Source organism: Streptomyces sp. NPDC046197 (assembly GCF_040646295.1).
Lineage (GTDB): Bacteria > Actinomycetota > Actinomycetes > Streptomycetales > Streptomycetaceae > Streptomyces.
The window spans coordinates 368,488-390,692 of the sequence record NZ_JBEYZY010000001.1 but is presented as its reverse complement, the minus strand read 5'-3'; the positions used below and the strand labels follow the sequence as shown (position 1 = coordinate 390,692).

19 protein-coding genes are annotated in these 22,205 nt (G+C 73.0%); 2 read left to right on the top strand and 17 right to left on the bottom strand.

Translation table 11 applies throughout. The annotated features are described in order from the left end of the window. The first annotated feature begins 39 nt into the window (after window positions 1–39). Both AB0A61_RS01810 and AB0A61_RS01805 read left to right on the top strand, forming a co-directional pair. On the top strand, window positions 40–999 hold the full coding sequence (locus tag AB0A61_RS01810; RefSeq protein WP_361284451.1) for an ABC transporter ATP-binding protein: 960 nt from the start codon (window positions 40–42) through the stop codon (window positions 997–999). Further along, window positions 996–2,648, top strand: coding sequence for an ABC transporter permease (locus AB0A61_RS01805; RefSeq protein ID WP_361284448.1), 1,653 nt, complete (start codon window positions 996–998; stop codon window positions 2,646–2,648). Before AB0A61_RS01810 ends, AB0A61_RS01805 begins: the two co-directional genes overlap by 4 nt. A 28-nt stretch (window positions 2,649–2,676) precedes the next feature. Here the strand turns inward: AB0A61_RS01805 and AB0A61_RS01800 are convergent, their stop codons facing one another. The 17 genes from AB0A61_RS01800 to AB0A61_RS01720 form a co-directional block, all read right to left on the bottom strand. After that, on the bottom strand, window positions 2,677–3,897 hold the full coding sequence (locus AB0A61_RS01800; protein WP_361284445.1) for a cytochrome P450: 1,221 nt from the start codon (window positions 3,895–3,897) through the stop codon (window positions 2,677–2,679). A gap of 78 nt (window positions 3,898–3,975) precedes the next feature. Next, window positions 3,976–4,650, bottom strand: coding sequence for a response regulator transcription factor (locus AB0A61_RS01795; RefSeq protein WP_361284442.1), 675 nt, complete (start codon window positions 4,648–4,650; stop codon window positions 3,976–3,978). Then, window positions 4,647–6,011, bottom strand: a complete 1,365-nt coding sequence (locus AB0A61_RS01790; RefSeq protein ID WP_361284439.1) for a histidine kinase — start codon at window positions 6,009–6,011, stop codon at window positions 4,647–4,649. Before AB0A61_RS01790 ends, AB0A61_RS01795 begins: the two co-directional genes overlap by 4 nt. Before the next feature lie 471 nt (window positions 6,012–6,482). Beyond that, window positions 6,483–7,157, bottom strand: a complete 675-nt coding sequence (locus AB0A61_RS01785; protein WP_361284436.1) for a response regulator transcription factor — start codon at window positions 7,155–7,157, stop codon at window positions 6,483–6,485. Further along, window positions 7,154–8,596 carry a sensor histidine kinase gene (locus AB0A61_RS01780; protein ID WP_361284995.1) on the bottom strand — a complete coding sequence of 481 codons (1,443 nt, stop codon included), beginning with the start codon at window positions 8,594–8,596 and terminating at the stop codon, window positions 7,154–7,156. Before AB0A61_RS01780 ends, AB0A61_RS01785 begins: the two co-directional genes overlap by 4 nt. Before the next feature lie 22 nt (window positions 8,597–8,618). Further along, the gene (locus AB0A61_RS01775) at window positions 8,619–9,821 is read right to left on the bottom strand and encodes an acyltransferase (protein ID WP_361284433.1); all 1,203 of its coding nucleotides are present in this window, start codon (window positions 9,819–9,821) and stop codon (window positions 8,619–8,621) included. Next, complete coding sequence (locus AB0A61_RS01770) at window positions 9,814–10,872, bottom strand: alpha/beta hydrolase (RefSeq protein WP_361284430.1); 1,059 nt, start codon at window positions 10,870–10,872, stop codon at window positions 9,814–9,816. The genes AB0A61_RS01775 and AB0A61_RS01770 overlap by 8 nt, the downstream gene beginning before the upstream one ends. A 216-nt stretch (window positions 10,873–11,088) precedes the next feature. After that, a complete protein-coding gene (locus AB0A61_RS01765; RefSeq protein ID WP_361284427.1) occupies window positions 11,089–12,054 on the bottom strand; it encodes an alpha/beta hydrolase in 966 nt (321 codons plus the stop codon). Between the two features lie 219 nt (window positions 12,055–12,273). After that, window positions 12,274–13,503 carry a kynureninase gene (gene kynU / locus AB0A61_RS01760; protein WP_361284424.1) on the bottom strand — a complete coding sequence of 410 codons (1,230 nt, stop codon included), beginning with the start codon at window positions 13,501–13,503 and terminating at the stop codon, window positions 12,274–12,276. Next, window positions 13,496–14,344, bottom strand: a complete 849-nt coding sequence (locus AB0A61_RS01755) for a tryptophan 2,3-dioxygenase family protein (RefSeq protein ID WP_361284421.1) — start codon at window positions 14,342–14,344, stop codon at window positions 13,496–13,498. Before AB0A61_RS01755 ends, kynU begins: the two co-directional genes overlap by 8 nt. Window positions 14,345–14,559: 215 nt before the next feature. Further along, window positions 14,560–14,973: a DUF3151 domain-containing protein gene (locus tag AB0A61_RS01750; RefSeq protein ID WP_361284418.1), complete on the bottom strand. Its 414-nt coding sequence runs from the start codon at window positions 14,971–14,973 to the stop codon at window positions 14,560–14,562. A gap of 39 nt (window positions 14,974–15,012) precedes the next feature. Then, entirely contained in the window at window positions 15,013–16,713 is a 1,701-nt protein-coding gene (locus AB0A61_RS01745; protein WP_361284415.1) for an MFS transporter, read from the bottom strand. A gap of 85 nt (window positions 16,714–16,798) precedes the next feature. Continuing rightward, window positions 16,799–17,830, bottom strand: coding sequence for a class II fructose-bisphosphate aldolase (gene fbaA, locus AB0A61_RS01740; protein ID WP_361284412.1), 1,032 nt, complete (start codon window positions 17,828–17,830; stop codon window positions 16,799–16,801). 141 nt (window positions 17,831–17,971) lie between these two features. Then, a complete protein-coding gene (gene pyrE / locus AB0A61_RS01735; protein WP_361284992.1) occupies window positions 17,972–18,523 on the bottom strand; it encodes an orotate phosphoribosyltransferase in 552 nt (183 codons plus the stop codon). A 28-nt stretch (window positions 18,524–18,551) separates the two neighbouring features. Further along, window positions 18,552–19,340: an aldose 1-epimerase gene (locus AB0A61_RS01730; RefSeq protein ID WP_361284409.1), complete on the bottom strand. Its 789-nt coding sequence runs from the start codon at window positions 19,338–19,340 to the stop codon at window positions 18,552–18,554. A 63-nt stretch (window positions 19,341–19,403) separates the two neighbouring features. Further along, window positions 19,404–20,435 (bottom strand): SRPBCC domain-containing protein, encoded by a 1,032-nt coding sequence (locus AB0A61_RS01725; RefSeq protein WP_361284406.1) that lies wholly within the window; start codon window positions 20,433–20,435, stop codon window positions 19,404–19,406. A gap of 106 nt (window positions 20,436–20,541) precedes the next feature. Continuing rightward, window positions 20,542–22,182, bottom strand: coding sequence for a polyamine aminopropyltransferase (locus AB0A61_RS01720; protein ID WP_361284404.1), 1,641 nt, complete (start codon window positions 22,180–22,182; stop codon window positions 20,542–20,544). Between the last annotated feature and the right edge of the window lie 23 nt (window positions 22,183–22,205).

The following is a 22,205-nucleotide window of genomic DNA, read 5'->3' as shown; positions in this document are numbered from 1 at the left end:
AACTTCACAAATTTCTGAAAATAGCGTACGTTCCGAACCATGACGAAGGCAATCACGGCCTCCGGCCTCCACAAGTCCTTCGGGCGGACACAGGCCCTGGACGGCCTCGACCTGGAGGTCGAGACCGGCGAGGTCCACGGCTTCCTCGGCCCGAACGGCGCCGGCAAGTCCACCACCATCCGCGTGCTGCTCGGCCTGCTGCGCGCCGACTCCGGGGCCACGCAGGTGCTGGGACGCGACCCGTGGACCGAGGCGGTCGAGGTGCACCGCCGGATCGCCTACGTCCCCGGCGACGTCACGCTGTGGCGCAACCTCTCCGGCGGCGAGGTCATCGACCTCTACGGCCGACTGCGCGGAGGGCTCGACAAGCGGCGCCGGGCGGAGCTGATCGAGCGGTTCGAGCTGGACCCGACGAAGAAGGGCCGGACGTACTCCAAGGGCAACCGGCAGAAGGTCGCCCTGGTCGCCGCCCTCGCCTCGGACGTCGACCTGCTGATCCTCGACGAGCCGACCTCGGGCCTCGATCCGCTGATGGAGGAGGTGTTCCAGCGGTGCGTGGAGGAGGAACAGGACCGCGGGCGGACCGTTCTGCTCTCCTCCCACATCCTCAGTGAGGTCGAGGAACTCTGCGACCGGGTGAGCATCATCCGCAAGGGGCGGACCGTGGAGAGCGGTTCGCTGGCCGACCTGCGCCACCTCACCCGTACCAGCGTCACGGCCGAACTCGCCGGTCCGCCCAACGGCCTGTCCGCCCTGCCCGGCGTGCACGACCTGGACGTACAGGGCCGCCGGGTCCGCCTCCAGGTGGAGACCGACAAGCTGAACGAAGTGCTCCGGTCGCTCAGCGAGTCGGGCGTACGGTCCTTGACCTCGACCCCGCCGACGCTGGAGGAGCTGTTTCTGCGGCACTACCAGGACAAGTCGGGCCAGGACGAATCGGGCGAGGACAAGTCGGGCCAGGGCGAGTCGGGCCAGGGCAACGAGGCGGTGGCCCGATGACCGCCGCGGCCGCCCCGGCCGTCACCGTACGGGCCCGGGGCTCCCGTCAACTCGCCGGCACCGCGACCCTGTTGCGGTTCGCCCTGCGCCGCGACCGCGTGATGATGCCGGTCTGGGTCGCGGTGAACGCGCTGATGGTCCTCTCCATGCCCAAGACCCTGCGGAGCCTGTACGGCACCGCGGCCCAACGCGCCGACCTGATGCACCAGATGGCCACCAACAGCTCCCTGCGCGCCGTGGTCGGCCCGGTCTTCGACGACTCGCTGGGTGCGCTGACGGCCTGGCGGGTTGGCGTGTACGCGGGCGCGCTCGCGGCCGTGACCAGCCTGCTCGTCGTCGTACGGCACACCCGGGACGAGGAGGAGAGCGGGCGCCAGGAGCTGGTGTCGTCCGGAGCGGTGGGCCGCCGGGCGCCACTGACGGCCGCACTGCTGGCGGCGGCGGTCGCCAACGCGGCGACCGCCCTGGTGGTCACCGTCGGCCTGGCCGGCCAGGGCATTTCCGGCGCGGTGGCCTTCGGACCGGGTATCGCGGGCGCGGGCATGGTCTTCGCCACCATGGCGGCGATCCTCGCGCAGCTGACGGAGAGCGCGCGGCTGGCCCGGGGACTGACGGCGGCCGTACTGGGAGCGGCCTTCGTGCTGCGCGCGGCGGGCGACTCGGCGCGTACCGACGGCTCCTCGGTACTGACCTGGCTGTCACCGCTGGGCTGGCTGGAGAACCTGCGGCCCTTCGCGGCCGAACGCTGGTGGCTGCTGCTCCTGTTCGCCGCGGCGACGGCCGTCCAGGCCGCAGTCGCCTACCGGTTGGCGGGGCGCCGGGACGTGGGCACGAGCTTCCTGCCCACCCTCCCCCGAGTTCTCGGCTTCGCTCGGGCAGGGGGGACTCCCATCGGCCCGGCGGAGGGCGGGCTCGCGAGCGCGGGCGCGCTGGCCTGGCGACTGCAGCGGGGCAGCATCGCCGGCTGGAGCATCGGCTTCTTCCTCGCGGGAGTCGTCTACGGAGGCATGACGGACGGCGCGGCCAAGCTGGTCGGCAACAACGACAAGGCGCGGGAGATCTTCCGGAGGATGGGCGGCCAGTCGGGTCTGACAGACGCGTTTCTCGCCTCCATGGTCGGGATGCTCGGCCTGATCGCCGCGCTGTACGTGGTCTCCTCCGTGCTGCGGCTGCACGGGGAGGAGACCTCCGGTCGCGCGGAACCGGTGCTGGCAGGCGCGGTGGGCAGGCTGCGCTGGGCCGCCGGTCACCTGGTGATCGCCTTCGGCGGTTCGGTCCTCATCATGCTGCTGGCGGGGCTGGGCCTCGCCGTCGGCCACGGCAGGGAGGTGGGCCCGGTGCTGGGCGCATGCCTGGTGCAGGCGGCGGCGGTGTGGGTGATCGGTGGGATCGCGGTCCTGCTCCACGGCCTCCTGCCGCGGGGTGCGATGGCCGCGTGGGGGGTGGCCGGGGCGGTCCTGCTGCTCGGCTGGGTCGGGCCGGCGCTGGACGTTCCGCAGGCGGTGCTGGACCTGTCGCCGTTCGGGCACCTGCCCAAGCTGCCGGGGGGCCGGATGCAGTGGGGGCCGGTGGGCGTGCTCGTGGGGCTCGCACTCGCGCTGGTGGCCGGAGGGCTCGCCGGGCTGCGACGGCGGGACCTGACCACCTGACACCGCCCCTCGGCACACCCCGCACCCTTCAGGTGAGCTCCACGCTCAGTCCCTTCAGGCCCCGGATCACGAAGTTCGGCTTCCGCTCCGGCTCCGCCGCCAGGCCGAGCGTCGGGGCCCGCTCCAGCAGGGCCGTCATCGAGGCGGCCAGCTCGATACGGGCCAGGGGAGCGCCGATGCAGTAGTGGATGCCCGCGCTGAAGGAGATGTGGGGGTTGTCCCCGCGGGCGAGGTTCAGGCGCTCGGGGTCGGAGAAGACCGCCGGGTCGTGGTTGGCCGAGCCGAACAGCATCGCGATCTCCGCTCCCCTCGGGATCGTCGTGCCGTCGATCTCCACCTCGTCCAGCACCCAGCGCTCGAAGAGCTGGAGGGGTGTGTCGTAACGCATCAGCTCTTCGACGGCGGACGGGATCAGCGAGTGGTCCGCACGCAGGGCCGCCAGCTGACCGGGGTTGCGGAACAGTGCCCACCAGCCGTTGACGGTGGCGTTCACCGTGGCCTCGTGCCCGGCGTTCAGCAGGAGCACCGCCGTGGAGACCATCTCCTGCTCCGTCAGGCGGTCGCCCTCGTCGTGCGCGGCGATCAGCCCCGAGATCAGGTCGTCGCCCGGTTCCTTACGGCGATCCGCGATCAGCTCCCCGAGGTAGTCCGAGAACTCCACCGACGCCCGCACCGCCCTGGCCGCCGTCTCCTGCGACGGGTTCAGCTCGTACATGCCGCAGATGTCCGCCGACCAGGGCCGCAACTGGGCGCGGTCCGACTCGGGGATGCCGAGCATCTCGGCGATCACGGCGACCGGCAGCGGTTCGGCGACGTCCGCGAGCAGGTCGCCGCCGCCCGCCTCCACCAGGGCGGAGACCAGCTCGTTCGCCAGGCCGTGGACGTACGGCTTGAGCCGCTCCACCGTCCGCGGCGTGAACGCCTTCGACACCAGGCGCCGGATGCGGGTGTGGTCCGGCGGCTCCAGGTCGAGCATCCCGTGGTCGTTGAGCACGTGGAACGGTTCGTGCTCGGGCGGGGGCGGTGTACGGCCGAAGTCCTCGTGCGAGAAGCGGTGCTGGTACGTCCGGCCGAGCCGTCGGTCCCGCAGCAGCGCCGAGACGTCCGCGTGGTGCGGGACCAGCCACTGGTCGGTGGGCTCGTAGTACAGAACGCGCCCCCGGGCCCGCAGCTCGGCGTAGGCGGAGTAGGGGTCGGCCACGAACGCCGGGTCCCAGGGGTCGAAAGCGAGGTCCGAAACAGCTGCCATGGACGGACGCTAGCCCGGCCTCCCCCGGTCTGACCAGGGGTCTCCCGGCTGCGGGCGTTACTGCCGGGGCCCTGCGCTTCACCCCGGTGTGACCAGGCGCGCCTCGTAGGCGAACACGGCGGCCTGGGTCCGGTCCCGCAGGCCCAGCTTCACCAGGATCCGGCTCACATGGGTCTTGATCGTCGACTCTGCGACCACCAGCCGTCCGGCGATCTCCGCGTTCGACAGCCCCTGTGCGATCAGAACCAGCACCTCCGTCTCCCGATCGGTCAGGTCTCCGTACGCCGCCTGTGCGGTGGGCACCAGGCGTGGGGTCTCGGACAGCTTCGAGAACTCCGTGATCAGCCGCTTGGTGACGGAGGGCGCCAGCAGTGCCTCGCCGGCCGCCACCACCCGGACCCCGTCGGCCAGTTGGCGCGCCGAGGCATCCTTCAGCAGAAAACCGGAGGCTCCCGCCCGCAGCGCCTGATAGACGTACTCGTCGAGGTCGAACGTGGTCAGCACCAGCACCTTGGCGGCGCTGTCCGCGGCGACGATCTCCCGGGTCGCCTCGATGCCGTTCATCTCCGGCATGCGGATGTCCATCAGCACCACGTCGGGGGCGAGTTCCCGCACCCGCTCCACGGCCTGCCGCCCGTTGACGGCCTCGCCGACGACCTCCATGTCCGGCATCGCGTTCAGCAGGACCGAGAAGCCCTCTCGCACCATCATCTGGTCGTCCGCGATCAGTACGCGGATGGTGCCCGTCGTCATGCACCGGCCTCGTCGTCGTCCGCGCGCTCGATCACCGTGGCGACCGGCAGGAACACGGCCACCTCGTAGCCCCCGTCGTTCGCCGGGCCCGCCGTCATCTCGCCGCTCAGCATCGAGACGCGCTCGCGCATGCCGGTGATGCCGTGCCCGGCTCCGGGCGAGGGTCTGAGCAGGGAGGGCTCGGGCGGCGGGCCGTTGACTATGCGCAGGCCGAGCCCGCCGAGCACATAGCCGATCTCGACCCGTGCGCTCGCGCCGGGCGCGTGCCGCAGGGTGTTGCTCAGCGCCTCCTGCACGATCCGGTACGCCGACAGCTCAACTCCCTGCGGGAGTTCACGCACCGCGCCCGTCACCACCTTCTCCACGCTCAGCCCGGCCTCCCGCACGTTGGCCAGCAGAGCGTCGAGGTCGGCGAGTGTGGGCTGCGGGGCCTCCGGGGCCTCGTAGTCCTCGGCGCGAACCACGCCGAGGACACGGCGCAGCTCGGTGAGCGCCGCCACCGCGTTCTCCCGGATCGTGGCGAAGGCCTTCTCCAGCTCCGGCGGTGGGTTCTCCACCCGGTAGGGGGCGGCCTCGGCCTGGATGGCGACCACGGACATGTGGTGGGCCACGACGTCGTGCAGCTCGCGGGCGATGGTGGTGCGCTCCTCCAGCAGGGTGCGGCGGGACCGCTCGTGCGCGGTCACCGTCTGCTGGGCGGTCACCTCCTGCTCGGCGTGGCGGCGTATGTGCCAGATGGTGACGGCCAGCAGCGCAAGGGCGGAAAGGACCAGCATCGGCCCCGAGTTGTTGCTCAGTCGGTAGCCGAAGACGGCCTCGACGGCGACGGCGTAGGCCGCGGTGAGCAGCCACATCCACGCTGCCGCGCGCGGCCGGGTGCGTATGGCCACCACCGTGAGCACCGTCAGGTGCGAGACGAAGCTGCCCGGCTGCCAGGGCCAGTCGCCGAAGGTGCCGGCGACCACCGACGAGGCCGTGGTCGCCAGCAGGGACAGCCAGAAGGCTCCGACCGGGCGGACCAGGGTGAGCAGCACCGGGACCAGGGCCAGCAGGGCGGACACCGGGGCCGCCGGGCTGTCGTCGGCGGCCGCCCAGGCGACGGCCATCGCCAGCAGTCCGGCTCCGACCACCAGGGCGTGCCGCGTCCAGGCCGTGTACCCCCGCAAGCGGCCGGACAGCCGCATGCTCAGCGGGCCGGGGGCGCTCCTGCGGGGCAGTGGGCGGTAGGCGAACGCCTCGTGGAACAGGTCCTGCCGCAGCCCACGCAGGGCGTCCATCGCAGCCCGTGCCTCCGGGCTGCGCGGCGTGTGCGGGCTGAACGCACCGTCCGGCGTCGTCTGCGTCTGCGTCGTCTCGGTCACGGTGAAAACGGTAGGCGCAGGCGGGGGTCGCGGTCGTCACCAGTGAGAGGGGTACTTGGGAATCCGTCTCAGGTACTACGGGTACGCCGTGCGTCCGCCGCCGCCCGCCGCCGCCCGCCGGTAGCCGCCGGCGCCCGCCGGCATCCCTCGCGCGCGTCATTACCCGTCGTGCCGTCGGCACCCACCCGCAACCGTCGCATCCGTCGGCACCCACCTGCACCCGTCGTGTCGTCGGCACCCACCCGCGCCCGTCGCGCCCGTCGGCGCCGCACCTCGGCGAGGGGCCTCGTATCGTGGTCGCGCAACAGGAGCAGCCACGCGTCGAACGCGCCCGGGACGGCGACGGTGAACGGCCCCGGCGGCCGGCGAGGTGCGGGCCCGCAACCGTCGCGGCCGTCGGCGCCACCCGCACCCGTCGTGCCGTCGGCGCCGCCCGCGCCCGAAGCGCCGTTGCGCCCGTCGCGTCCGCGCTCAGTACCCGGAAGGCCGCACCAGCCCGCACTCGTAGGCGAACACCGCCGCCTGTGTGCGGTCTCGCAGGCCCAGCTTGACCAGGATCCGGCCGACGTGGGTCTTCACGGTCTGCTCGGCCACCACGAGGTACTCGGCGATCTCCGCGTTCGACAGGCCCTGGGCGATCAGGGTGAGCACCTCCGTCTCCCGTTCGGTCAGGTCGCCGACCCGCTCCTTCAACGGGGCGCGGGGCGTGCCGTTCAGCCGGGAGAACTCGGCGATCAGCCGGCGCGTGACCCCCGGGGCCAGCAGCGCGTCGCCCGCCGCCACCACCCGGACCGCCTCGGCGAGCTTGTCCGCGGAGGCGTCCTTCAGCAGAAAGCCGGACGCGCCCGCGCGCAGCGCGTCGTACACGTACTCGTCGAGGTCGAAGGTGGTGAGCACCAGCACCTTTATGGCCGGGGTCTTCTCGGTGATGCGGCGGGTGGCCTCGATGCCACCGAGCTCGGGCATGCGGATGTCCATGAGGACGACGTCCGGGAGGAGCTCCGCGACCTTGGCGACCGCGTCCAGACCGTCCACCGCCTGGCCGACCACCTCGATGTCCGGCTGGGTGTTGAGCAGCACGGTGAAGCCCTGACGGACCATCTGCTGGTCGTCGGCGATGAGTACGCGGATGCTGCCGCTGGTCATGGAGTCTCTTCTCCTGTCCGGGGTGAGGTGCTGGTGGCGGGCCCGGCCGGCGGGCCGGGCCGCTCGACGTATACAACGGGCAGACCGGCCGGGTGGTCGTAGACCACGGGCACCTCCGGAGGATCGAGCTCGTCGGCGGGTGTGCTGCCGTCCCGGGGCAGGAAGGCCGAGACGGCGAACCCGCCGTGCAGCGTCCTCGTCGCCGTCACGTGGCCGCCCAGCATCGCCGCCCGCTCGCGCATGCCCAGCAGACCGTGCCCGGCGCCCGGGGAGGGCGGAACGTGTTGCAGGGGGCGGGAGTTGACGACGCCCAGGTACAGGCCTTTGGGAAAGTGGGTGACTTCGACCCGTACCGTCGAGCCCGGCGCGTGCCGCAACGCGTTGCTGAGGGCCTCCTGGATGATCCGGTACGCCGACAGTTCCACGCCGGGTGGGTAGGGCTGCTCCTCGCGCCGCATGTCCCTGATGTCCGCGGCGACCGTCAGCCCGGCGGCGCGGGTGTTGTCGATGAGGGCGTCGAGACGGCGCAGAGTGGGCTGGGGGGCGTCCGGGGCGGCTCCGGTGGCCGGTCCGCCGAGGCCGTAGGGGTCCTCGGGGTTCTCCGAGCGCAGCACGCCGAGCACCCTGCGCAGTTCGGCGAGTGCCTCCAGGGCGTTCTGCCGGATGCCGGCGAGGTTCTCCCTCAGCTCCTCCGAGGGGTTCTCGACCAGGTGGGGGGCGACCTGGGCCTGGATGGAGATCACCGACATGTGGTGGGCGACGACGTCGTGCAGTTCGCGGGCGATGCGGCTGCGTTCTTCGAGCAGCGTGCGGCGGGCCCGTTCCTCGGCGGTGATCGTCGTCTGCTTCACCAGCTGGGAGCGGGCCTCGCGGCGGCCGCGCAGAGCGCTGCCGACGAGGACGGCCACGGCGAAGAGGGCGACCGCCACGGTGCCGGTCGGCGTGTAATTCTGGGCGCTCACGACTCCTTGCAGGACGTACGTCGTCAGCCCCGAGGCGGCCAGGGCCGCGATCGCCCGGCGGGTGGGCAGGCGCAGCGCGAGGAGGAGGAACACGGCGGTGTGGGCCAGTACCTCCGGCGTGGTCCAGGGCCAGTTGGGCGCCGACCCCGGCCCCGGCCCCGGCCCCGGTACGGGCGACGGGGTCGGCATGAGAGATGCCCGCGCCGCCAGGGCGGTGACCACCGTGGCGGTCAGTGACAACGTCCAGGCGTAGGCGGGCCGCCAGAGTGCCAGGACCACGGACGTGCCCTGGGCGAAGCCGGCCAGCAGGCCCACACCGAGGCCGAGTTGGTAGTCGTCTCTGATCTCGTTGCCGCCGGCCAGGGCCACGCCGAGGCCGATCCAGCAAGCCACGAGGTAGGTCAGACCGCGCAGCCAGCGGTACTTCGACAGGGGTGGGGAGAGCGGGGAGGGGGACTCGCCGAGGGTCGTGCGCAGGCGGTGAAGCACACCGCCAACCCTAGGCACGGTGGGTCGTCCCCGTGGTCGTCGGCCGCTTGCCGCTGTGGGCGCGGATCACTCGGGACGGGCGGTTCCCGGGTCGGCGGGGGCCCTGTTCGTAGGTGCGGAACGCCGTCCAGCACACCGCCAGGGTCAGGGCGAAGACCGGGAGCCAGGCCAGGCGGACCGCCACCCAGCCCAGACCGTCGGGGGCGGTGTGCAGACCTGGCAGGTGGCCGGCGAGGAGGCCGGCGGCGGTGGTCGCCATCAGTGCCGTCTGGTGCCAGAGGAAGATCGTCATCGCGGAGAGGTTCACCAGGGCCACGGCCGCCCAGGCCAGGGGACGGCGCATCGCGCGCCGCAGCCGGTCGCGCAGCAGCAGCGCCAGACCGCACTGGGCCAGCCCGAAGGTGACGGCGGCCAGGGTCGGCGGGTTGAGGTTGGAGATCGACGCGCCCGGAACGCCGACCATCGACGCCGGGTAACCCGCCCACGCGACCAGGACCGTGGTCGCCGCCGCGCCGCCGGTCAGCAGGATCCAGCCCGCGCGTCGGCCCTCCAGCTCGCCGCGGGTCCAGGCCGCGCCGAGGGTGTACGGCACCAGCCAGCCGGCCGCGAGGTTCAGCCAGCCGAGCCAGGAGGGGGCGCCGAGGCCGAAGCGCAGGAGGTCCACGTGGAGAACGACGGCCAGGGGCCACAGCGGGTTGAGCCGGGCCAGGAGCGGGGTGGCGGCGGTCAGGGCGGCGAAGACCAGGAGGAACCACAAGGGGGACAGGGCCAGTTTGACCAGAGCGCGAACCGTGTCGGGGTCGGCGCCGGTGAGGAGGAGGGCGACGGCGGTGATCGTCCAGAGGGTCAGCACGGCGGCGACCGGCTTGAACAGACGGGACAGACGGGTGCGCAGCCACTGGGGATAGCGGATGCCGCGGGCTTGCGCCGAGGCGTGGCTGCGGGTGGCGACATGCCCGCCGACCAGGAAGAACACGGCGAGGGTCTGGAAGGCCCAGGAGATGGGGGCGAGCCAGGGCATGTAGTGCAGGGGGCTCACGGTGTGGAGGGTGGGGCGGGCCCGGGTGTCCGTGTCCGCCATGAGGGCGGTGACCAGCCAGTGACCCAGGACGACGCCGAGGATGGCCACGGCCCGGAGGGCGTCCACCGCCCGGTCCCGGTGGGTGGGGGTGGCTTCCTCGATGCGGAGAGCCGCGGTGCGGAGGTCAGCCACGGCGCACCCCCTTCGTGTCACCCAGGACGATGTGGGCCAGGTTGGTGAGGGACGGTGAGCCGGGGAGGAAGTAGGCGCTGTGGCCTCCGCGGCCGGCCGTGAAGACGCGGGCGCCGAAGGAGGGCGACACGGGGTCGGCGCCCAGGCCGACGGTCGTGCCGAAGACGTCGGCGCTGACATGCGGGACGTTCGCCACCCAGTCGTCGGCACCCCTGGCCGCCCACACCCGGGCGCTTGTGTGCAGCGCGGAGACGGAGTCGGCGCCCGTGCCGGGGCTGCCGAGCAGGGCGATGTCGTTCACGTCCAGACCGGCGGCGGCACGGCCGCACACCACGGAGCCGTACGAGTGGCACACCAGGGTGATGTGCGCTCCGCGGCCCGTCACGGCACGCAGGTCGCGTATCAACCGCCGCAGGTGCGGGGCGGCTTGTCCGGCGCGGCCCGGGGTGATGACCGTGGAGCTGACGGTGCCCGGTGTCTCGTAGCCGAGCCAGGCCACGACCGCGGCGCGGCTTCCCGTACGGGCTCCGGCCTCCTCCAGGGTGAGCTCCTGGTCCAGGGCGGTGGCGTCGGCGCGGAACCGGCCGTAGGTGTCGAGCGAGGTGTCGGAGCCGGGGACCAGGACCGCGATGCGGTCGGCGCGCGCCAGGTCGCCGACGACCTCCGTCACCCGGCCGGAGCCGCGGCCGTCGAAGGAGAGCAGCCGACGGGACGGTGCCGCCAGGGCCCGGTCGACGGCCGCGCGATGCGTGTCGCCGTGCGCGGCGGCCATGCGGGATGCCTGCGCGGCGTTGGCGCGGTTCGCGTCGTAGGCCGCCGTGAGGGTGGTCCGGGTCGGGGGAGCGAGGGTCGCCGGAGCGGGGGCGGGGATGCGGGGCCGGGTCGCGGCGGACAGGGGGACCACGACGGCCGCGGTGATCAGGACGGCGAGGAGGGCTCGGCGCCATCTCCGTGCGTGCCGGGGCGGTTCGGGTCGCGTGTGTGCCGGGTCGTCCGGCGTCGGGTGCTTCGCCGGGCTGCCGCCCCGGCTCCTCGGCTCGTCGAGCGCCATGGCTCCCCCCTCCGGTCCGCCCGGCCATCGGGCTTGCCTGGAAGGGAAATTACGGATCCGGGTCTGTCGCTCGCGTCCCGCCGGGGAGGTGTTCCGGGCCGTAGCTCTCAGGTATTACGGGTATGACGGGGGTCCTGACCGGACCGGCGGTCCCCAGCGAATCGGCCGCGCCCCGAGCCCCCGGAGCCCGGCCGACCTCTCCCCCAAGTCCCGTTCTCACCAAGCCAGTTGGGCGATCTCCTCCACCACCACCGCGCACGCGTCCGCCGCCGGGTCGATCAGGGGGAAGTGGCCGACGTCCTCCAGGAGGGTCAGGCCCACCACCTCGCCCGCCTTCGCGGCCGCCTCCGTGTACGACTCCGCGACCGCCTGCGGTACGACCACGTCCGTACGTCCCTGAACCACGGTCGTCGCGATGCCCGTCGGCAGCAGCAGCGCGGGATCGGTGTACGGCCGACGCTCCGCGAACGCGTCCTTGCCGCCGAGGAGTTGGCGAGCCGCGCCCGCGCACACGTCCAGCTTCTCGGCGACGGAGAAGTCCGCGATCGGGGCGAGGGCGACCACGCCCCGCAGGGGCGCGGGGCGGTCGGTGCGCCAGACCGCGTCCGTGGGCAGGACGTGCCGGGCCGCCGCCCACAGGGCCAGGTGCCCGCCTGCCGAATGGCCGGTGATCACCGTGCGGCGCGGGTCGGCCTGCGGGAGCGCCTCCCGTACCAGCGCGGGCAGGGCGTCGAACGCGGCCGCGACGTCGTCGAACGTGTCGGGCCAGCGGCCCGCGACGTGCGCCCCGCCGGGCTGGGCCGGGGTGGCGCTGCCGCGCCGGTACTCGACGTTGGCCACGGCGAAGCCGTGCCGGGCGAGGAAGTCCGCGAACGGGGTGATGTGCCGGCGATCATAGGGAGAGCGCCAGGCGCCGCCGTGCAGGACCACGACGAGCGGGGCCCCGGAGGAGGGCACCGGGGCGCCGGTGGTGCGCGGCGCGTAGAAGTCGACGACCTGGTCGGGGTGGTCGCCGTACGCGGCCGTGGTGTCGGGGTCCACGGGGGCGTGCGAGAAGGCCGACTCCTCCTCCGCGGCGGCGCGCGCCGCCGCGTCACGGCCGGCGCTCCCCCGACCCGGCCCAGGCGTCCGTCCCTGCCCGCCCGGTTCTGCGGCATCGCGGGGTGCGGCGGCGTCCGGCATGTTCCAACCTCTCAGCGACGTGACGGAATTGCGGACCAGGAGTGAATTCGGCCGATGGCGGGGACGGTATCAGGCCAGTGACGCGCGCGGACATGGGGTTGTCACGCACGGTGAGGGTTGAACGGGGGCTCCCCGTTCGGCTCTTGGAGCAGCAGCCCAGGCACGACCGTCCGCACCCGACGGTCCGCGTACGACCATCCGTACCTGGGCACCCTGCGGCTACACCGCCAGCGTCTCCGCCAGCACCCGCGCCGCCCGTTCGGTGTCACCGAATCCGACGTAGAGCGGTGTGAAGCCGAAGCGCAGCACGTCCGGGTGGCGGAAGTCGCCGACCACCCCCCGTTCGATCAGCCGCTTCATCACGTCCCCGGCGTCGGCGCAGCGCAGGGCCACCTGACTTCCCCGCTCCGCGTGGGCCCGCGGGGTCAGCGACTCCACGCGCCCGGCGGGGACGTACTCGGCGACGCACTCCAGGAAGAAGTCCGTCAGCGCCAGGGACTTGGCCCGTACGGCCTCGATCGTCACGCCGTCCCACACCTCCAGCGCCGCCTCCAGGGCGAGCATGGACAGGATGTCGGGGGTGCCGACCCGGCCGCGCAGGGCGCCCGGCGCCGGCTCGTACTCCGGGTGCATCCCGAAGGGTTCGGCGTGCGAGTTCCAGCCGGGCAGCGGAGAGTCGAAACGGTCCTGGAGCTCCTTGCGGACGTACAGGTAAGCCGGTGAACCGGGGCCGCCGTTGAGGTACTTGTACGTGCAGCCGACCGCCAGGTCGACCCCGTGCTCGTCCAGCCCGACCGGCAGCGCGCCCGCGCTGTGGCACAGGTCCCAGACGGCGTGGGCGCCCGCCTCGTGCACCGCGGCCGTCAGCGACGGCAGGTCGTGCAGGCGGCCGGTGCGGTAGTCGACGTGGTTGATCAGCACCGCGGCGGTGCGGTCGGTCAGCGCGCCGGGAACCTCCTCGGGCGTCACCGGCCGCAGCGCGCAGCCCGTCATACGGGCCGCCGACCGCGCGATGTACCCGTCCGTGGGGAACGTCGTCGCGTCCACCAGGATCTCGTCCCGGCGGCCACCGTGGCCGGGCTCCCGGGCCAGCCGCACCGCGGCCACAAGTGCCTTGAAGACGTTGACGCTTGTCGAGTCGCCCACCACGATCTGGCCCGGCGCCGCCCCGACCAGCGGGGCGATCCGGTCGCCGATCCGCTCGGGCGCGGTCCACCAGCCGCTCTCCCCCCAGGAGCGGATGCGCAGCTCGCCCCACTGGCGGCGTACGACGTCGGCGACCCGGTCGGGGACGGAAGCGGGCAGGGCACCCAGCGAGTTCCCGTCCAGATACACGCCCGCGGCGTCGGCCACCCGATCGGACCCCGGGTCGAGGACGAACCGGTCCCGCAGTGCGGCCAGTTCGTCCGCCGCGTCCAGCTTCTGAGCCTTCACGGCGAGTTCAGACATGGGACCTCGCCGTCCACAGCTCGGGGAACACGTTCTTCTGCGCGCGCTTCTCCAGCCAGGCCACCCCGGCGGAGCCGCCCGTACCGGCCTTGGCGCCCATTGCGCGGCGGGTGGCGACCAGGTGATCGTTGCGCCAGCGCCACACCAGCTCGGCGACATCGCTCAACGCCTCGCCCAGACGGGCGACTTCGTCGGACTCGTCCCCGGAGTAGATCGCCGCCCAGACGGCCTCGACGTCCTCCGAGGGCTCGTAGCGCCGCGAGACGTCACGGCTCAGCACCGCGTCCGGGACGGCGTGCCCGCGTCGGGCGAGCACTCGCAGCACCTCGTCGTAGAGGCTCGGCTCGTACAGCGCCTTCTCCAGTTCGGCGTGCACGCGCGGCGCGCCCCGGTGCGGGACCAGCATCGACGCCGACTTCTCGCCGAGCAGGAACTCCATGCGGCGGTACATCGCCGACTGGAAGCCGGAGCCCTCACCGAGGGCGCCGCGGTAGGAGTTGAACTGGGCCGGCGTGAGCTGGCCGAGCGGCTTCCAGGAGGCGTTGAGCGCCTCCAGTTCCCGGACCGACCTCTTCAGCGCGGCGATCGCCGTCGCGACGTCGTCCGAGCGCAGGGCGCGCGCCGCGGTCTCCCACTCGTGGACGATGACGGTGAACCACAGCTCCATCACCTGGGTCGTGACCAGGAAGACCATCTCTCCGGGGTCGTCGGAGAGGGTGTGCTGGAGGTGGGTGAGCACGTCCGCCTTGACGTAGTCCTCGTAGGGCGTCGTGCCTTCGAAGTCGAGATGCGGGGCCTCGGGCTCCTGAGTCTCCGAGGACTGATGAGCCTGTTGGGACATCGCTGTCTCCTGCATGTACTCCGGGTAGCGGTCCGCCCCTGCCGATGCCGGCACGGGGGCCCCGGTCCCCACCCGCATCCTGCGCATCACGCGCAAGGATCGCAAGGCCCGCCTGGTCACACAGGCGGGCCCGGAACACGAACGGCCTCGGCCCGGCATCCGGGCGGAGGCGCGAACGGCCTCGGCCCAGCATCCGGGCGGAGGCGCGAACGCCCTCAGCCCAGCGTCTGGGCGGCCGTCGGCGAGGAATCCTTCAGGAACTGCGAGCAGCGCTCGTACTCCTCCTGCTCGCCGATCGCCTCGGCGGCGCGGGCCAGGGCGTGCAGGGCACGCAGGAAGCCGCGGTTCGGCTCGTGCTCCCAGGGCACCGGGCCGTGGCCCTTCCAGCCGCTGCGGCGCAGGGCGTCCAGTCCACGGTGGTAGCCCGTACGGGCGTACGCGTACGACTCCACGGCCGCGCCCCGCTCGAAGGCGTCGTCGGCCAACTGAGCCCACGCGAGCGAGGACGCCGGGTGCTTGGCGGCGACCTCGGCGGGGGCGGTGCCCTTGGCGAGGAGCTCGCGGGGCTCCGGGTCGTCGGGGAGGTGGGTGGGGGGCGGGCCGCCCAGGAGGTTCTCGTGAATGGTCATGGGTTCAGTCTGCGGCATCGTTCCGGGGGGCGGTCGACGTCATCGGTCCGGGGGGCGGTCGACGGTGTCCTCGCGAGGGGGGCGGAAGTGCTCCGTCCCGGGGCCGCGGGAGTGCTCCGTCCCGGGGCCGCGGAAGTGCTCCGTCCCGGGGCCGCGGAAGTGCTCCGTCCCGGGGCCGCGGGAGTGCTCCGTCCCGGGGGCGTCGGCCGGATCCGCCCGGGGGCCGTCCGCCGGGGCCGGCCGGGGGCCGTCCGGGGCGTCGGCCGCCGCACGGCGGCCCGGCTCCAGCGGCGGGGCCGTCACACAGCCGTGGGTGCGGCACTCCGGGCGGCGGCAGTCCCGGGGCGGGCGGCGCACCGTCGTGAACGCCAGCACCGCTCCCACCACCAGCACCCCGGCGCAGATCGGCATGGCCCGCCGGAACGATGCGTCGAAGGCGTCCGCCGAGCGGTAGGCCTCCGGGCCCATCCCCGCCAGCAGCGGCAGCGCGGCTACCGCGATCAGACCGGCCGCCCTGGCCGCCGCGTTGTTGATGCCGCTGGCCAGGCCCGCGCGCGCGGTGTCCACGGAGGCGAGGACGGTGGCCGTCAGCGGGGCGACCAGCGTGACCATGCCGGCACCCATGACCAGCAGGGCCGGGAGGACGTCGGTGAGGTAGTCGGCGTTCTTGCCGACCCGCAGCATCAGCAGCATCGCCGCGGCGCAGAGCAGTGGCCCGACGGTGAGCGGGATCCGGGGCCCGATGCGGTCGGCGAGGGCGCCCGAGCGGGCCGAGAACAGCAGCATCAGGACGGTCGTCGGCAGCAGGGCGGTGCCCGCCTGCAGCGCGGAGTAGCCGGCCACGACCTGGAGCTGGAGCGCGGTGAGGAAGAAGAAGCCGCCGAAGGCCGCGTAGACGCACAGCGTGACCAGGTTGACCGCGGTGAACTGGCGGGAGGCGAAGACGTCGAGCGGCACCATCGGGTCGGAGCGGTGCTTCTCGACGTGGACGAAGGCAACGCCCGCGACCACCCCGGCGACCGCGGTCAGCGGCACCGCCACGGAGCCGCCGGGGGCCTCGATGAGGGCGTACGTCACCAGAGCGAGGGAGAGGGCGCCGAGGCCCGCGCCGAGCACGTCGAAACGGCCGTGGCTGCGGCCGTCGGCGGACTCGGGGACATGCCGGATCGCGATGGGGACGCAGAGCAGGGCCACTGGCACGTTGAGCAGGAAGACCCAGCGCCAGCCGGGGCCGTCGACCAGCCAGCCGCCCAGGAACGGGCCGACGGCCGCGCCGACGCCGCCGAAGCCCGACCACAGACCGACCGCTCTGCCCCGGTCGTCGGGATGGAAGGAGGCCTGGATGAGGGCGAGCGAGCCCGGGGTGAGGAGGGCGCCGCCGACGCCCTGGAGGGCGCGGGCGGCCACGAGGATGCCCGCGGTCGGGGCCAGGCCGCACAGCAGCGAGGCGGCGGCGAACCAGACCACGCCCAGCACGAAGATCTTCCGGCGGCCGTAGCGGTCGCCCAGGGAGCCGCCGAGGAGGATCAGCCCGGCCAGGGTGACCAGGTAGGCGTTGACCGTCCACTGGAGGGTGGCCAGGCTCGCGTTCAGGGCCTGGCCGATGTGGGGCAGTGCCACGTTGACGACGGTCGAGTCCAGCAGGGCCATGCTGGAACCGAGCACGGTGGTCAGCAGGATCCAGCGACCGGTGGGGGTGGAGACCCGCGCGGCGGGGGCGTGCTGTGCGATGACAGCCATGAGGGGATCATCCCGCGCCGGCCGTCTTTGGGCCAGATGGACGACGGACCCGGCGCCTGGCGCACCGGGTCCGTCACCGCATCGGTTACTTGATCCTCGTACCCGCGGAACGCAGGTTGCCGCAGGCCTCGACGACGCGCTTGGCCATGCCCGCCTCGGCGGCCTTGCCCCAGGTGCGCGGGTCGTAGGTCTTCTTGGAGCCGACCTCGCCGTCGACCTTCAGGACGCCGTCGTAGTTCTTGAACATGTGGTCGGCGACCGGACGCGTGAAGGCGTACTGGGTGTCCGTGTCGATGTTCATCTTCACGACGCCGTTTTCCAGGGCGGTGGCGATCTCCTCCGCGGTGGAGCCGGAGCCGCCGTGGAAGACGAAGTCGAAGGGCTTGCTGCCGGCCGGGAGGCCGAACTTGGCGGCGACGCCCTCGTTCAGCTCCTTCAGCAGGTCGGGGCGGAGCTGCACGTTGCCCGGCTTGTACACACCGTGCACGTTGCCGAAGGAGGCGGCCAGCAGGTAGCGGCCCTTGTCGCCAAGGCCCAGGGCCTCGGCGGTGCGGATCGCGTCGTCGGCGGTGGTGTACAGCTTGTCGTTGATCTCGTGCGAGACGCCGTCCTCCTCGCCGCCGGTCGGGGTGATCTCGACCTCGAGGACGATCTTGGCCTTGCGGGCCTGCTCCAGCAGCTCCTGGGCGATGGCGAGGTTGTCGGCGAGGGTCTCCGCCGAGCCGTCCCACATGTGCGACTGGAACAGCGGGTTCAGGCCGGCCTCGACACGCTTCGCGGAGAGCGCGAGCAGCGGGCGTACGTACCCGTCGAGCTTGTCCTTCGGGCAGTGGTCCGTGTGCAGCGCCACGTTGACCGGGTACTTCTCGGCGACGATGTGCGCGAACTCGGCCAGCGCCACGGCGCCGGTGACCATGTCCTTGCTGTACTGGCCGCCCAGGAACTCGGCACCACCGGTCGAGATCTGGACGATGCCGTCGCTCTCCGCCTCCGCGAAACCGCGCAGGGCCGCGTGCAGGGTCTGCGAGGAGGTCACGTTGATGGCCGGGTAGGCGAACTTGCCTGCCTTCGCCCGGTCGAGCATCTCGTTGTAGACCTCGGGGGTTGCGATGGGCATCTGTCCGCTCCTTGTATGTGCGGGTTGCGTGCTGCGTGTTTAAGGCCCTGACCTAGGGGGTGACGTCATCGTCGGCCCCATCTTCGCAGACGGAGCCGGATGCTTCGGTCACCCTGTCCAGCCTGTGGATGACCGGGTGTCTCAGTCCAGACCCAGGTCGTCCTTGGAGTACGCGAACACGTACGGCACGCCCGCCTTCTCGGCGATCGCCTCGGCCGCGCCCGTGGCCCGGTCCACGATCGTGGCGACCGCGACGACCTCGGCACCGGCCTCCCGCAGCGCCTCGACGGCGGTCAGCACCGAGCCACCGGTGGTGGAGGTGTCCTCGACGGCCAGCACCCGGCGGCCCGCGACCTCGGTGCCCTCGATACGGCGCTGCAGGCCGTGCGCCTTGCCGGCCTTGCGCACGACGAACGCGTCGAGCGTCTTCCCGCGCGCGGCCGAGGCGTGCAGCATCGCGGTGGCCACCGGGTCGGCGCCCAGGGTGAGGCCGCCGACGGCCTCGTAGTCCAGGTCGGCGGTCAGGTCGAGCATGACCTGACCGACCAGCGGGGCGGCCACGCCGTCGAGGGTGATGCGGCGCAGGTCGACGTAGTAGTCGGCTTCCTTGCCCGACGACAGGGTCACCTTGCCGTGCACCACGGCCTTGTCCTTGATCTGCTGCAGCAGCTCGCCGCGGGTGCCCGACGGCATTGCGTTGACGTCACTCATGGCAGCCAGCTTAAGGGCGGCGCCAGCTCCAGGTCGTTGCCGCCTCCAGCGGTTCCAGGGGCGTGACCAGGCGCGGAAGGGTGTTCAGGCCGTTGGGCGGGCCGGTCTGCGGCTCCACGCACACGGCGGCCTCCTGCTCGTCGTAGACGACGACCCACTCCTCGCGACTGGTCACCTTCAACTCCAGCTGGCCGGGCCAGGTCAGGGAGACGTCGACGCCCGAGGGCATGCCGAAGCAGTCGTCCCAGGGGCCGGGCCCGGGGTCGATGCGGCGGCCGGTGGGCAGGTGGTCGTCGCCGCGCTCCTCCTGCCAGGCCGGATGGAAGTCGAGACGGGCGTCCTCCGCGCCGAGGTTGCGGTTGAACCACGGGTGCCAGCCGATCTGGGCCGGGAAGGACGATTCGTACGTCTCCACGGACATCGTCAGCGTCAGGGCGCCCTCGGTCAGGGTGACCGCCTGGGTGACGCGGCCGGAGTAGGGCCAGGGGTCGACGAGGTCGTAGGTGATGACGGCCTCGTTCCGGCTGGTGCGGGCGGTGCGCCAGACGCCGTCGCGGGCGGTGCCGTGGATGGCGTGCGGCGGGGAGTTGAGCGGCATCTGGTGGACGGCCGCGCCGTCGCGGAAGCGGCCGTCGCGGATGCGGCCGCACCAGGGGACCATCGGGAAGCAGCCGAATCGCTCGCCCTGGCGGAGCAGTTCGAGGCCGCCGACACGGAGCCCTCCGATGCGGCCCCCGTTGCCCGGCTGCACGATCGCTTCCGCGTCGCCCGCGGTCAGCGTGATGTCTTCGTTACTCACGCGACGAGGCTACTGGGCCGATCAAGAGGACGTGCCGCGCCGCGGGGCGCGGGACCGGTTCGGTCAGCGGCGGCGTCGCAGGACGCGGCCCACGACGATCGCCGATGCCACGACCAGCGCCGCCGCCGGGGCGGCCCAGCGGAGGGTGGGGTTGGTGGAGACGGTGAGCGGGGCGGGGACGGGGGCGTAGCGGCCGCGCGGTGGGGCGTGGTCCACTTCTTCCGCGCTGCGCCCGATCATCGTCCGCCGCGCGTGCGCCGCCTCGGCGGGCGGCTCGGCGGCCTCCGCGAAGTCCTCGGAGACGGGACGCGGTCCTGCGCCGGCACCGGCTTCCGGCTCGGCACCGGCTTCCGGCTCGGCACCGGCTTCCGGCTCGGCACCGGCTTCTGCCTGGGCACCGGCTTCCGGCTCGGCACCGGCTTCCGGCTCGGCACCGGCTTCGGTGTCGTCCTCGGTGGCCTCGGTGGTCTCAGCTGCCTCGGCGTCTTCGGCGCCCTGGGCGTCCTCGTCAGCCTCGGCGTCGAACGAGTTGAGCGAGGCCGGGGGGACCGGGGCGTCGTCGGCGTCGGGCGTGGCTTCGAAGTCCCCGGTCGACAGCGGGGCGAAGTCCTCGGTGGCCAGGGACTCGGTGGTCTCGGGCCCCGCACCGGGCCCGGACTCGGCTTCGGCCTCATCCGCCCCGGACGCCAGATTTTCCGCGAAACGGTTCAGCAGGCGGGTCGTGGCGGAGTGCACCGCGTCCTGCGGCAGCTCCGCGACCCGGCCGTCGGCGGTGGCGGTGCCGTCGAAGGTGAGGACGCAGCCGTCGGCGGCGTCGCGGACGCGCAGCGTGAGCGCGAGTTTGACCGAGCCGGTGCCGCGTGACTCGGTCGCGTCGCCCTCGACGGCGTACGAACCGTCGTCGCGGGTGGAGACGCGGAGGGCGCCGCGGTAGGTGATCGAGTGGCTGCCGATCCGCACCTTCAGGCGTCCGGCGACGGCTTCGGTGCCCGCGTCCCGCTGGAGCCCGGGAACCGCCCGGGCGATCCGTGCGGGGTCGGCGAGCGCCGCCCGCACCCGCGGGGCCGGAACCGGAACGAACACCTCGTGCTCCATGTCAGCCGAGGGTACCCAGTTTGGGAGCCGGGGATACGCTCCCGTCGCTTTCTGCTCGCCCGGTGTTGGTGCCGCCCTCGCCGGGGGCCGCGACCGGAACGGTTTTTCAGTCCGCGTACCCGGGGTCGATCAGTGTGGACGGCGGCAGGCCGCGGATGCGGGTCCGGTCCGCCGCGCGGACGTCCGCCGTCAGCGAGGCCGGGGTGAGCGTGCGCGGCCGGGGAGCGTACGGGTCGAGGCGCGGAGCCGGATCAGTGCGAGCGGCCAGTACGAAGCCCCAGTCGTGAGGGGCGGGCGAGGCTCCGGTCGTACGGTCGGGTCCGGCGGCGAAGGCGGAGTCGCGGCCGCTCACCCGGTACGGGACGGTGCGCAGCCCGGCCGCGCGGATCGTCGCCTCCACGGTCCAGAACACGCGCGGGCGGGAGGAGACCGGCCCCGCGTGCACCACCAGACGGCCGCCGGGTGTGAGAGCCCGGCGGGCCAGGCCGTAGAACTCCTGCGCGTACAGCTTGGTGCTCGCCGTGATGCCCGGGTCGGGCAGATCCTCGATGACGACGTCGTACGCCGCCGGTGGCGCGCCGCGCAGCCAGCAGAAGGCGTCGGCCGTGGTGACGTGCACGCGCGGGTCGGCGTAGACGTGCTCGTTCAGCCGGGCGAGCGCGGGGTCGCTGCGCGCCAACCGGACGACGGCCGGGTCGAGTTCGACGATGTCAACCCGGTCCACACCCGGGTGCCGGAGCACCTCGCGGGCGGCGAGCCCGTCGCCGCCACCGAGGATCAGCACGCGCGCGTGCGGACCGGTCATCGCGGGGTGGACCAGCGCCTCGTGGTAGCGGCGCTCGTCGCGGCCGCTGACCCGGAGCCGGCCGTCGAGGTACAGGTCCAGGGGGCGGCCGTGGACCCCGCCGGTGAGGACCACTTCCTGGACGCCGGTCTGCAGCGCCACGCGGACGTCCTTGCCGTACACCGCGTGCCGGGCGGCCCGTTCGAAGTCGCCGACCAGGGCGGCGGCCGAGGCGAGCAGGCCGAGCACCGTGAGGTTGGCGACCAGCAGCAGCCGGCGGCCGCGCGGGGTCAGGTCGCGCCGGAACAGACCGAGGACGAGGGCTCCCCCGGCGACGACGTTGACCGCGCCGGTGAACAGGGCGCCCGTCAACTGACCCAGCACCGGCAGCAGCAGGAAGGGGAAGGCGAGGCCGCCGACCAGTGCGCCGACGTAGTCCGCCGCGAACAGGTCGGCGACCGCGCCGCCCGCGTCCTGGTGGCGGATGCGCTGGATCAGCTCCATCAGCAGCGGCACCTCGGCGCCGATCAGCAGCCCTATGGCGAGGGAGAAGCCGACCAGCAGACAGCGCGGGCCGCTGGCCCACACGCCGCCCCAGTCGCCGGTCCAGGCGAAGACCGCGTACAGCGCCATGGCGCTCGAGCCGCCGATGAGGGCGAGCGCTCCCTCGATGACACCGAACCCGATGGCGGCGTGCCTGCGCAGTCGCTTGGCGGCGAGCGAGCCGATGCCCATCGCGAACACCATGACGGACAGCACGACGGAGGCCTGGGTGACCGAGTCGCCCATCAAGTAGGAGGCCAGGGCGACCAGTTCGAGTTCGTACACGAGTCCGCAGGCCGCGCAGACGAAGACGCCCGCGAGGACGAGGAACCGGCCGGTGCCCGGCCGGACGGGCAGCCTGGCGGGGCGGTCCCGGGGCGGCGCCGTACCGGGCGGGGCCGGGGCGTGCGGTTCGATCACGACTGCGACGTTACGTCACGGGT